Annotated in this window: 16 protein-coding genes; 13 read left to right on the forward strand and 3 right to left on the reverse strand. The window is 50.5% G+C overall.

Going from position 1 to position 11,035, the window contains the following annotated elements:
* Positions 1-447 precede the first annotated feature (447 nt).
* From FH749_12675 to FH749_12720, 10 genes are all read left to right on the forward strand, one after another.
* Positions 448-822, forward strand: coding sequence for a hypothetical protein (locus FH749_12675; protein ID MTI96309.1), 375 nt, complete (start codon positions 448-450; stop codon positions 820-822).
* A gap of 134 nt (positions 823-956) precedes the next feature.
* A complete protein-coding gene (locus tag FH749_12680) occupies positions 957-1,358 on the forward strand; it encodes a hypothetical protein (GenBank protein MTI96310.1) in 402 nt (133 codons plus the stop codon).
* 190 nt (positions 1,359-1,548) lie between these two features.
* Complete coding sequence (locus FH749_12685; GenBank protein MTI96311.1) at positions 1,549-1,848, forward strand: hypothetical protein; 300 nt, start codon at positions 1,549-1,551, stop codon at positions 1,846-1,848.
* Between the two features lie 68 nt (positions 1,849-1,916).
* Positions 1,917-2,114 carry a cold shock domain-containing protein gene (locus tag FH749_12690; GenBank protein MTI96312.1) on the forward strand — a complete coding sequence of 66 codons (198 nt, stop codon included), beginning with the start codon at positions 1,917-1,919 and terminating at the stop codon, positions 2,112-2,114.
* 107 nt (positions 2,115-2,221) lie between these two features.
* On the forward strand, positions 2,222-2,755 hold the full coding sequence (gene raiA / locus FH749_12695) for a ribosome-associated translation inhibitor RaiA (GenBank protein MTI96313.1): 534 nt from the start codon (positions 2,222-2,224) through the stop codon (positions 2,753-2,755).
* A gap of 57 nt (positions 2,756-2,812) precedes the next feature.
* Complete coding sequence (locus tag FH749_12700) at positions 2,813-4,156, forward strand: hypothetical protein (protein ID MTI96314.1); 1,344 nt, start codon at positions 2,813-2,815, stop codon at positions 4,154-4,156.
* A complete protein-coding gene (locus FH749_12705; protein MTI96315.1) occupies positions 4,153-4,548 on the forward strand; it encodes a PspC domain-containing protein in 396 nt (131 codons plus the stop codon). The genes FH749_12700 and FH749_12705 overlap by 4 nt, the downstream gene beginning before the upstream one ends.
* 19 nt (positions 4,549-4,567) lie before the next feature.
* On the forward strand, positions 4,568-4,762 hold the full coding sequence (locus FH749_12710) for a PspC domain-containing protein (GenBank protein ID MTI96316.1): 195 nt from the start codon (positions 4,568-4,570) through the stop codon (positions 4,760-4,762).
* Position 4,763: 1 nt separating this feature from the next.
* On the forward strand, positions 4,764-5,564 hold the full coding sequence (locus tag FH749_12715; GenBank protein ID MTI96317.1) for a GNAT family N-acetyltransferase: 801 nt from the start codon (positions 4,764-4,766) through the stop codon (positions 5,562-5,564).
* Positions 5,565-5,585: 21 nt separating this feature from the next.
* Entirely contained in the window at positions 5,586-6,167 is a 582-nt protein-coding gene (locus tag FH749_12720) for a molybdenum cofactor guanylyltransferase (GenBank protein MTI96318.1), read from the forward strand.
* Positions 6,168-6,208: 41 nt separating this feature from the next.
* On the opposite strand, the gene FH749_12725 is transcribed toward FH749_12720, so the two are convergent.
* Positions 6,209-6,586: a hypothetical protein gene (locus tag FH749_12725; protein ID MTI96319.1), complete on the reverse strand. Its 378-nt coding sequence runs from the start codon at positions 6,584-6,586 to the stop codon at positions 6,209-6,211.
* A 136-nt stretch (positions 6,587-6,722) separates the two neighbouring features.
* Here FH749_12725 and FH749_12730 point away from each other — a divergent pair, with 136 nt between their 5' ends.
* From FH749_12730 to FH749_12740, 3 genes are all read left to right on the forward strand, one after another.
* The gene (locus tag FH749_12730; GenBank protein MTI96320.1) at positions 6,723-7,403 is read left to right on the forward strand and encodes a TIGR00266 family protein; all 681 of its coding nucleotides are present in this window, start codon (positions 6,723-6,725) and stop codon (positions 7,401-7,403) included.
* 114 nt (positions 7,404-7,517) lie between these two features.
* Positions 7,518-7,793 carry a hypothetical protein gene (locus FH749_12735; GenBank protein MTI96321.1) on the forward strand — a complete coding sequence of 92 codons (276 nt, stop codon included), beginning with the start codon at positions 7,518-7,520 and terminating at the stop codon, positions 7,791-7,793.
* 31 nt (positions 7,794-7,824) lie between these two features.
* Complete coding sequence (locus FH749_12740; protein MTI96322.1) at positions 7,825-8,232, forward strand: bacteriohemerythrin; 408 nt, start codon at positions 7,825-7,827, stop codon at positions 8,230-8,232.
* 69 nt (positions 8,233-8,301) lie between these two features.
* Here FH749_12740 and FH749_12745 read toward each other — a convergent pair whose 3' ends face one another.
* Entirely contained in the window at positions 8,302-10,095 is a 1,794-nt protein-coding gene (locus FH749_12745; GenBank protein ID MTI96323.1) for a hypothetical protein, read from the reverse strand.
* Positions 10,096-10,146: 51 nt separating this feature from the next.
* On the reverse strand, positions 10,147-11,007 hold the full coding sequence (locus tag FH749_12750; GenBank protein ID MTI96324.1) for a hypothetical protein: 861 nt from the start codon (positions 11,005-11,007) through the stop codon (positions 10,147-10,149).
* Between the last annotated feature and the right edge of the window lie 28 nt (positions 11,008-11,035).

Raw genomic sequence — 11,035 nt, forward strand, 5'->3', positions numbered from 1 at the left:
CCTGTATATGTCACGAGCAGGGCTAGACTAAATCAGGAGCACATTAGGGAGCTTTATGGCCAATTTATTGCTGACTTACCTAGTTACTTCAGGAGGTCAGCAGGGTTTTGGGTGTGCGAAACTTGAGTTAAGAAGTTATACTACAAAACCGCGTACTAGCGCTTGACTTTTGGTCTGCTGCGGGGCTAGATGAGTTTGAAGCTTACGTTATTATCTCATAAGCCCCTCAATTATTGACGAAGTACGAACAGTCAAGTTGTAATACTTATTGTGAAAATTAAAATAACCCGATGTTAAGCGCAAGATTTAATAGTGGAGATTATTCGGTTTCATTCATAATCCCACTAAGAGAATGGATTGCTATTTTACAAGGGATTCATTGGCCAAGGACTGCCGAAAAGCAATTATTCAGCAGACCCTAATGCCGCGGTAGGAAGGGGGTATGAGATGATGACATTACTATTACGATTGGTGATAATCGTGATGGGAACAAGCCTGTATAGTTATTTTTATCCGACATATAAAGCTTCCCTGCTTTCTTTACTTATGATGCTGATTACATTATTTTTCACGGCCCTGCTAGTAGAGCTGACTCCATTTAATCGGCCTATCAGCTTAAAAAAAGGGGGCGTTATACTCCCTGTTGTAATTCTGGGCATTCTACTCATTAGTGCATGGATTGGCTACACCTACGGTGATTGGATACATTCGCAACAATGGATCTATAACATTTGGGCTCGAATATTCTATACGCCTGCACTACCGATTGTCAGTACTTTTATGGGTATTCTATTGGCCAAGGCTTTGAAAGCCGAGTCATAGTAATACTCTTAAAGCTTACCGTAGTTTGACCTGGTAGAGGATTACTTTAACATTTCACCACGTGTATGGGATACTCTACCGTGGCTTTTCAGGTGCTAGTTATTGGTTATCTTTATTTCAAGGAGGGAAGTCAATTGTTCAAAATAGTAAGGATGATTATTTCTTTTTGTTTAGTTGTCTTAATAAGCTTGAGTGCTCTACCTAATGTAGCAGCTGAGCAGCATTCAAATAGTTTAATTTCCGGGACAGCAATTACTGATGAAGAAGCTTATGACAACTTTATAAAAGTATTTGGTTATTCAGAGGAAGAAGCTTTTAAATCTGTTTACGAAACAGGTGACGGGACTGCAGCACTGTCAGGAACGTGGAGAACTGTAACATATGAGCAAGTAAATGCTACGGTTACAGGTCAATATAAAACCTGTAACACGAATGGGTACATTATTGATGTTGCCCCTCTTCTGTGGATTCAAGCCAAGTCAGGTGCAGAAATACTTGAGATTGATTATGCAGAACTAATCTTTGTTAATCGGTAGGAGCTAAGAATGAGAGCAAGATACAAGGTTTCTTACGTAGCTCAGTACTGGGAGAATATCGACAGTAATTTTAGGATAACACCCCCTCCAGGATCAGGACCATGGCCGGATTGTACTTTCGACAGCTATGTGAGCCCAGGAGTGTGACAGAATTCCGATTAGCATAAATATCTGACCTTGCGTGACTCTGGTGCTGGATATAAAGCAATTGGCGGTGGTGGTGCCGGCCCCGGGCGGGCCACCGAATTCAGCGCTGCCAATTTTTCTCAAGTTTTTGAGCGGATTCCCGGTCGTCTGCCCCAAGGGACGGGACGCGCGCCTGCGGGGGCTCGAGAAGTTCCTCCGCTATACTGGTGGCGAGGTCCTGAAAAATAAGGATGTTTGGCTGATCGATGATGTGTTTACCACCAGCGGCACCGCAGCAGCCTGCACAGAAAAACTTTTGTCGGCCGGGGTTCGCTTGGTGGCAGTATTGGTTTTGGGAAATTGACTTGTCCTTTTATTTATGGTAGTATTAATCGAGCTTTAAGCTACATCATCATTTGGAGGTATTTTTTAGTGCAAGGCAAAGTAAAATGGTTTAACCAGAAAAAAGGCTACGGTTTCATTCAAAGAGAAGACGGCGACGATGTTTTTGTTCACTACTCAGCAATCCAGAGCGAAGGTTTCAAGACGCTGGACGAAGGCGACACTGTAGAATTCGACATCGTCGAAGGTTCCCGCGGCCTGCAAGCAGCAAACGTTGTAAAACTATAGTCAATCAATCCCGCCTCAAATTTTTGGGGTGGGATTTTAGTTATTTGGCAGGATTTTTTCTGGTTGCAGGGAATAAATATAATAACCACTGAAAGGAGTTGATCAAAGTGCGGATTATTACCAGGGGTAAAAATATTGAAGTAACAAATGCACTAAAACAACATGTGGAAAAGAGAATCGGGAAAATCAGCAAGTACTTTGAAGAAAATACCGAGGCTCAGGTCACTCTCAGTGTGGTTAAAGAGAATCATGTGATCGAGGCAATGATTTTACTTAACGGCGGCATGCTGATTCGGGCAGAGGAAAGTTCGTCGGACATGTACGCTTCAATCGACATGGTTGTGGAGAAGCTGGAGCGACAAATACGCAAGTACAAGACTCGGATTAACCGCAAGAACAGACAGACTGGCAGTCTGATCAAAGAGGAGGTTGGAACGCATTCATCTATGGACGAGGATGAACCGCAAATAGTAAAGACCAAGCGGTTCGCCATCAAGCCAATGGTTCCTGATGAGGCGGTTCTGCAAATGAATCTCCTGGGCCACGACTTCTTTGTTTTTAGCAACGCGGAAACAAATCAAACCAATGTTGTCTATCGGCGCAAAGACGGCAACTACGGATTGATTGAGCCAGAGGTTTAAGCAAAAAGGGTTGGCAGCGCCAACCCTTTTGTTTTATTATGAAATGGACCGGGAGGGATGGAATTGGACTCTTATGAAGCGATTAAGTTTGTATATCAGTCCTACGTGGACAGCAAGCCCTATCTGACTACTGATGCAGACATTCATCGACGCCATCCCCGTTATACCCGGGAGCTGATTACCCGTTTGGGGCTCAGTCTATCGGAGCCGCCCACCGCTCTGATTGCCGGCAGCAAAGGTAAGGGGTCGACCAGCACGCTGTTGGCTTGCCTGCTTGAGCATGCCGGCCGCCACGTAGGCTTGTTTACCGGTCCCCATCTGGTGGATTTTTGCGAACGTATCCGCGTCAACGGCATAAAGATAGATGAGGAGAATTTTGTGCGCCTGATCCAGAACCTGATGCCTGTTGCCAACGAGATTACCCAGGCGATGCCGCGGGACCATTATCTCGGCCCGGTGGGAACTACTTTGGCTGTGGCCCTGCAATGGTACCAGGAACAGCAGACTGATTTCAACGTTGTAGAATGCGGTCGGGGCGGAGTCTCTGACGATGCTTCAGTGCTGCACAATCAATGGTCGGTGTTGACTCCAATTATGGAGGAGCACGTCCGGGAATTGGGACCGACCCTGTTAGATATTGCTGCCAATAAGGCAGGGATTGTCCGGCCCGGGCAGAAGCTTTGTGTGACTTGCCAGCAACATACCCAGGTAAGTACACTTTTACGCTCACTGTGCCGCCATTTCGCGGTGCCGCTAAAACAGGAAGGGGCAGATTTCACAGTGGAAGCGCTGCAGAGCGACTTGTCCGGCAGCCGGTTTTATTACCGCTCCCAGGCGCGGGAGGCGGAATTCAAGTTGCCACTGGTGGGTCGGTTTCAAATAATCAATGCCGCCCTTGCCTTGGCGACAGCTGAGGAGATTCTGCCCGGGACAACCGATGATGAGCTTCAGGCCGGTCTCGATGCCGCCCGCTGGCCAGGACGTTGCGAACTTGTCCCCGGCAGGCCGCCGGTATTGCTGGATGGGGCAATTAACGCCCAGTCCGCCCAGTATGTGGCTGCGGTATTGCAGGAGCTGGCGCCGCCCCTGCATTTGGTAACCGGCGTGCCGGCGGACAAGGATTGGCGGGGCGTGCTGTCGGTATTGGCGCCGCTGGCAGCGTCGGTAACAGTGACCACGGCCACCAACCCCCACCTGGAGTTTCCTGCCCGGGAGGAAGTGTTGGCCACCGCCGAGGGTCTGAACGGGAAGTGCGAATATGTGCAGGATCCCGAGGCGGCCCTGGACCGGGCCCTGGCTGCTGCCCAAACTGGCACAGTAGTGATTGTGGGTACCCAGTCCCTGGTACGGGATGCCAAGGTCTTTCTTAGCAATAAAAACACCGGGGAGGGAAGCAGATGAATAAACGTCTTTATCGTGATATAAATAATAGGATGCTGGCCGGTGTCTGTGCCGGCGTGGCTGCATACTTTGGCCTAGACCCGGCCCTGGTCCGGGTTGGTGCTGTTATCCTTGGACTATTCCTGGCGCCGTTGATGGCCGTGCTCTACGTGCTGGCGGCAGTCATTATCCCGGTTGAAGCTGGGCAAACCATTTCCGGCACCACCGGCGCCGGTTACAATAACCGGGGCTTAGGCTGGCTGCTGATAATTGTTGGCGGTTTCCTACTGTTTATGAATGTGCTCTGGCCATACATGCGGCTTTGGTTTCCCCAGATTAATTTTCAGGCGCTATGGCCGCTGGTATTTGTCATTGTCGGCCTTGCTTTGATATTAAATAGCCGTAGGCAATAGTTTTTAGGAGGTAGATCAGATGGAACCGAAACGTCTTTACCGTTCCCGTTCCCAGGTTATGCTGGCCGGAGTCTGTGCCGGCATCGCTGAATATTTTCAATTGGACCCGACCTTGGTTCGCCTTGGGTGGGTGATTTTGTCAATTTTTAGCGCTGGGTTTCTCGGTATTCTCGCCTACATCATTTGTGCAATTATAATCCCCCAGGAGCCATAAAATGGGCGCAGGCGAATATCGTGTCCGGCCTGCGCGGGAGAGTGATAAACCCAGGATTCTCGAAATTTCGGCTCAGGTTTGGGAGGGCCGGGATTACATACCCCGGGTGGTGGACAAGTGGTTGCATGATTCGGAGGGAGAGTTTTCGGTTGTGCTCGCCAACGACGAATTGGTGGGATACAGCAAATTATCCACTTTGGTGCCTGGTCACGGTTGGTTGGAGGGTGCCCGGGTGGATACGGCCTGGCGCGGGCGCGGTGTCGCTACCGCCCTCGCCCGACATCATATCGAGCTGGCCCGGCAGGCGGGCTTTTCGTCGTTGCGCTACGCCACCGGCAGTGATAACAAGGCGAGCCGGACCATGGCCGATCGCTTGGGCTTTGAATTGGCGGGAGAGTTTTACCGCTACCAGGCTCCGGCAGAGCCGATAACCGATGGACACCTGGAGTTGATTGGCGAGCCTCCGCCCCGGACCAACCACGGTCTGATTCCCGTGGGCTGGACCTTCTATCCATGGTTGGACGAATTGATAGCGCGTTGGCATAATCAGGGGCATTGCCGCTATTTTGGGCAGGCGGGAGCAATGATTCACCAGAAACGCCCCGGGCGCCTGACCATGTCTTTGCTCTGGGGGAGCGAGGACGATATTCCTGACTTGTTGCGAGGTATTCGCCAGCAAGCAGCGCCGATTGAGGACATTAGTTATGTGACCGACTGTCACCGGTATCGGGAGCAATTGTTGGCTGCCGGGTTTGAGCAATTGGATATAGACGTGGTAGTTTTCCAGTATCCGTTGGCTTAGTGCCTGCCAGGAGGTGAAGTGGTGGAACTGACGGTGATAATCCTGGCCGGAGGCCGTTCACGACGCATGGGGGTGGACAAGGCCGGCCTTGATTTGGCGGGGGAGCGGTTGCTGACCCGGGTCTATCAACGGGTGATTAGGTGGCAACCAGCAGAGATTCTGATTTCCGGCCCGCCCAGGCCTTGGCTTGCGGCCCGGTATCTGCCTGACCCCCCAGGTATACAGCCCAGTTCGTTACTGGGCTTTTATACCGGTTTGCTGGCTTCAAAATCTCGCTGGAACCTGGTAGTGGGCTGTGATATGCCCTTTGTCCAGCGGGAGTTTGTCGATCTGCTTTGGCAGCATAAAAACGCGGGCGGCGCCGTTGCCCGCTGGCAGCATCGTCTTCAACCTCTGCCGGGCCTCTATCCTGCGACGGCGTTGGAGATTATTACGGAACTGTTTTCTGAGCGGCGCTATCACCTGGCTGCATTGCTGGACCGACTGGCACCGACGGCGCTATCGCCAGAGCAGGTGGCTGCTGTGGATCCGGACGGACTAAGCTTTTTTAATATCAATGCGCCTGATGATCTAACGGCTGCAAAACATATAATGGGTACATGAAAAGAGCGGCTGCGGCCGCTTTTTCGCGTAATTGAAGCCTGTTACCAGGGAAGCACTTTCTGAACCAATAGGCTGACGGCCAACCCGGCCAGTGTCAGGCCGGGAACCAAAAGCACTATGCTGAACTGGGCGCCTGCCTGGTCCCAGCCGCTACTTGCGCTCATTAAGTACCACCAGAACAACATACCCACCAGGCTGCCGCCAGCGCTACCGGCGTAGATGATTCTGCCGTAAAAAAATCCCAGCAAGGCAGTCAGCAGGGAGTAGAGTATAAAAATCACGGCCATAACAATAAAACCGGCCAGTGCTGCAGCGGGGCTGGCTGCAGTTGCTATCGCTAACAAAAACAGCGCGTAAAGGATAATGGCGTGGAAAATACCGATTAAAAACCAGGTTCCATCGCGTTTTTCCGGGAACATGAAATACACCTCCGTGCGGGGATATTCACTGGAATCGCTAGTGATATTTAGTTCGCCGGTGGCCCTCCCCCCTCCTTCATGCATGCAGGAAAATCTTGCCCAGGCCGCGAATAGTGCAATATTGGAGGTGGAAGCAGTGGAATATAAAGTAATTGGTTCTGTGATGCCGGTGGTCGAGCTGACACTGGCAGGTGGAGAGGAAATTTATGCCCAGCCCGGTTCGATGTCCTGGATGGATGAAGGCATTACCATGGAAACCAACACCGGTGGTTTGTTCAAAGGCCTAAAGCGCTCCCTGATGGGCGAGAAGATGTTCCTGGTCTATTTTTCTGCCACCCGGGAGGGGGCGCAGGTTTCCTTCGGTCATTCTTTCCCTGGTCATATAATCCCGGTTGATGTGGCCAGGCAGTCGATAATTTGCCAGAAGCGGGCCTTTCTCTGCGCTCAAAAAGGTGTGGAACTGGATATCGCGTTCCAACGGAGATTGGGCGCCGGACTGTTCGGCGGCGAGGGCTTCATCATGCAGCGGCTTAGCGGACAGGGAACAGCGTTTATTGAGATTGATGGCGAATGTGTCGTTCGGGATCTCGATGTGGGCGAGACTATACATGTTGAGACGGGCAACGTCGCTACTTACGAGGAAAGTGTGAACATGGATATCCAGATGGTTAAGGGGCTGAAAAACATCTTTTTCGGCGGCGAAGGTTTGTTCATGACCACCCTGCGCGGTCCGGGTCGGGTCTGGCTGCAGACGATGCCGCTGCAGAATCTGGCCAGGGATCTAATCCCTTTTATGCCCAAACCCAGCTCGAAATAAGTGGCAGGTATGTGGCCCGATTGTTACAGTTAAGTGAAAAATTTAGAATACAGGCTTCCCCGTTGTAAACATATGCTATACTTTCATTGAGAGAAATTGATGGAGGCTAGTGCAGTGTTTAAAGAATTTATGCGTATTTCCTGGCGGGGAACCGGTATTGCGTTGCTTGGCGGAACAGTTGGAATGCTGGTGATGGGAATTGTCTATCGGTTTACCGGATTTGCGTTTGCGCCTCATTTGATATTTGCTGTTGGTTTAGTTGGTGCTCGGATTGCAGAGGCGTTGTACAGCCACAATTGTTGCTTTCGCAAAGCGCTTACAGAAGGCGGCATCCTGGCTTTGCTGGGAATTCTGCTGGTCTATGCGGAAGATGCAATCATCAGTTTGTAGCGTTTAGCAAAATTTCACTTGGAGGGCTTCCATGGCAATACAGTGGACGGACGCATTATTGACCGGGGTAGAAGAGATCGATAATCAACATAAAGAGATGTTTCGTTGGATCAACCACCTTCTGGATTCCTGCCATCAGGGGCGGGGCACTGAGACTGTAGGTGAAGTGCTGGAATTTCTAGAGGGTTATTCCCGCAGTCATTTTGCTCGGGAAGAGGAAATTATGCTGGCCAATAATTACGATCGTTATGAAGAGCATAAAAAGCAGCATCAGCAGTTCATTGAAAACCTGGCCGAAGTCAAAGGCAGGTTTGAGGCCGAAGGCCCCGGAGTACACATCGTAGTAATTACCAACCGGGTTATCGCCGGTTGGCTCAACACCCACATTCGCCGGGTCGACAAACCCCTGGGCGAATTCCTGCGACAGCGTGTCAGCTAATTCAAAAAGGCAAAAAGAGGACGGTTCTCGATTGGCGCCAATCGAGAACCGTCCTCCTTTTGTGTATCTTTAATCGATTGATTCCGCCCACCGTTGTAAGTGGAACCGCCATTTATCATCCAAGCCAATGTGTCCCGCTTCCTTAGCTACGTGCAACTGAACATGGGGATTAATTTGTGTCAGTTGGGAATGCAGTCGTTCTATCAACGGGAATGGGCAATTCCTGTCCTCGGTGCCGTGGAAGATTATTATCGGCACGTCTTTGAACATTGCCAGGGCCTCCTGGTTGGTGTAGTCGGGCCCCTCCATGCCCCACGCTTCGGCAAGACTGGGATGGCCGCTAATCAGCGCCAGTCCCGAGAACAGGGTTGGGTTATGCTCATACGCGCGCAGCACACCGTATCCACCCATGGAAAACCCGCTCAATTTTGTATTCCTAGGCGATATCGCAAATAGTTGCTGGACTTTTTGCGTTACTTCTGCAATATCTTCCAGCGCTTCCCATGGCACATATGCGTGGGATGTGCCCCGGGCAAAAGGGGCTACCAAAATGACATGCAAGTCTTCTGCAAGCTTTAGCATCTGAGTGCTGTTGAACAAGGAACGATCATCTTCCCCACTGCCGTGGAGGTATATCAGCAGTTGACGGGGAGTCGCTGTTCCTTTGGGAATGTATATTGAATATGGTTGCAGACTGTTGTCCTGTCGACTGCAGATTGCCGCGCGGATTCTTGCTCCAGGCACAAAATGATTACTCCCCGCTTGCACAGTCCTGAGCAATGACCAGGTCGCTGCCATTTCCCGAGCAAGATCGCCAAAGTTGTCCTGCGGTTTAAGGGCGCCAAATTTATCTCTCAGCTCTTTTACTTTAAATTTGAGGAATGTAACACTTTCTTTGGATATTTCGTCCGGAGGTAACTGATGTGTAAGAGAGTTAACAGCCCTGGATATCTCAGCGAGCTCATCGGTGCGGTAAATAAAAAAATGTTCGTTGCCCTTCCATTGGCCGCCTACCCGCACGCTGTGCTCCCCCGGAGCAAGGCCGGCAGTAGCAATCGGTTGGTGGAGGCGATTGATGCCTGGTTGAAGCTGAGCTGAAAAAGTCACCGGGGCAGACTCGTCAACCGTGAAGGAGAACTCCAGCGTCTGAGTCCTGGGACTGTTCAAAACTAGTTCAAGGGTGAGTAGAGCGCCTTGGGTAGCGTGCTTTGACGAAAGGCGGCTCACCCCTTTAAGGATGTGAGCATTTCGGGGATAGATTGGGCTGAATGTCGCATAAAGACGCGGGGATTGTTCACTTTGGATACGCTCATCCCGACGCAGCATATAGGTATTACGGCCATCAGGCACTGCCTGAACATAACTAAGGTTAAAGCCAATCAATCTGTCTAGCCAGGGGTGGTATGGTGTCAGTTCATGCCAGGGTGTCCTGACGGCAAAATACTGCCAAGCGGATTCAGTGCTATGGCGCACATCTGTGCCTTCCAGAGGAATAAATGTAAGGTCTATGTTCTTATACCAGATGAATTTTCGCTGCCGACCTTTATCGAAGGGGCTGATGCCCACCACATAAAATTCAGTGCTGGCCGCTCCATCCTGACAGGGCCGGGCAAGCACAAAGTGCAGTCCATCGCCATTCTGATACCCGCGATCACGGCCACTGACAGTTTGTTGGTTGCTGCGCACAAAGACAAACAAATGCTCAGCTGTATAGGCAGGAATTATCTCGACAGTTACTGCTCGCTCGGGTTGGTCAATGCAACACTCCTGAAGCTGGTGGGGTTGTTGGTAATCCCACATCGCCGCCGGTCGATTCCAGACTTTATCGATAGTGTCTGATGCAATAAAATGTAGTTTATGCAAGAAACCCCTCCTGCAATTCGAGGACGGTTCTCGAATTGTGTCTTTTTGTGTTTACTCGAACTCGGGGAATTCTAATTCGGTATTGATGGCCAGGTATTCCAATTCAATCTCCATACGGATTTGCAGCATGTCGGGGAAGGCGAAGAAATCGTCATCCTCTTTTTCAATCTCAAATAGTTCGCCCAGGGGGAGCTCCATCTTGATGTCCATGCTCAGGGAATGGAAGTGTTCGCTGGCGACGTCCACAACCAGAATTGCCTCCATTTCCAGGGAAAGGCTGGCCATGAACATTTCCGTCATTGCTTCCAACATTTCTATTTCCCATTCCTCGAGATCCTCGGTTTCGGCAGGGAACAGTTCATCCTGAAGATCCATTTCAGCCAGCACCATTTCGGTTAGCTTGTCCCCGTCGAGAGTAAATAAATAAGTGCGATATGCTTCTGCATCCAGGCCGGCAGGATTGTCGATTACTGAGAAATTAGTGGTCTGTTCAAGGTCGAGGAAGATATTTTCGTATTCGCCCGGGTTCTCAATTTCCTCTAGATAAAGTTCTTCCAACAGGGCCCGGGACTCGGCATCCAGCGCGTCTAGGGAATCGGAACGCAGAGAAATATTATCGCCGTCCATCAGTATTTCCAACGTGGTCAGCTCGCCGGTGTCCCAATCTTCCACGTCCAGCTTCATATATGTTCTGTCCGGGTACTCTTGAAGAATCTCATAATGAATTGGCTCCATGCGCATGCCCATGGCACTCACGGCAAAACTGGCTTCCAAATGGGATGATTCAGCTGCCTCCATATTGCTGTATGCCCGTTCCAGCAGTTCTTCATCACTCAGGGCAACTGACCCGGATCCGCAGCCGGCGGCCAGTATCATTAGTGCGCATAAGCAAATAAGTATTAGTTTTTTCATACTACCCCCCCTTGGGGAACAGTATATC

The sequence above is a fragment of the Bacillota bacterium genome (assembly GCA_009711825.1).
Taxonomy (GTDB): domain Bacteria; phylum Bacillota; class Proteinivoracia; order UBA4975; family VEMY01; genus VEMY01.

What these genes read in the sequence shown, in the direction of transcription:
- FH749_12710 (MTI96316.1), top strand. Translation starts at nt 4,568, where the DNA reads ATGGAACCGAAACGTCTTTACCGTTCCCGTTCCCAGGTTATGCTGGCC.
- FH749_12725 (MTI96319.1), bottom strand. Translation starts at nt 6,586, where the DNA reads ATGTTCCCGGAAAAACGCGATGGAACCTGGTTTTTAATCGGTATTTTC.
- FH749_12700 (MTI96314.1), top strand. Translation starts at nt 2,813, where the DNA reads ATGGAATTGGACTCTTATGAAGCGATTAAGTTTGTATATCAGTCCTAC.
- FH749_12740 (MTI96322.1), top strand. Translation starts at nt 7,825, where the DNA reads ATGGCAATACAGTGGACGGACGCATTATTGACCGGGGTAGAAGAGATC.
- FH749_12675 (MTI96309.1), top strand. Translation starts at nt 448, where the DNA reads ATGATGACATTACTATTACGATTGGTGATAATCGTGATGGGAACAAGC.
- FH749_12750 (MTI96324.1), bottom strand. Translation starts at nt 11,007, where the DNA reads ATGAAAAAACTAATACTTATTTGCTTATGCGCACTAATGATACTGGCC.
- FH749_12715 (MTI96317.1), top strand. Translation starts at nt 4,764, where the DNA reads ATGGGCGCAGGCGAATATCGTGTCCGGCCTGCGCGGGAGAGTGATAAA.
- FH749_12705 (MTI96315.1), top strand. Translation starts at nt 4,153, where the DNA reads ATGAATAAACGTCTTTATCGTGATATAAATAATAGGATGCTGGCCGGT.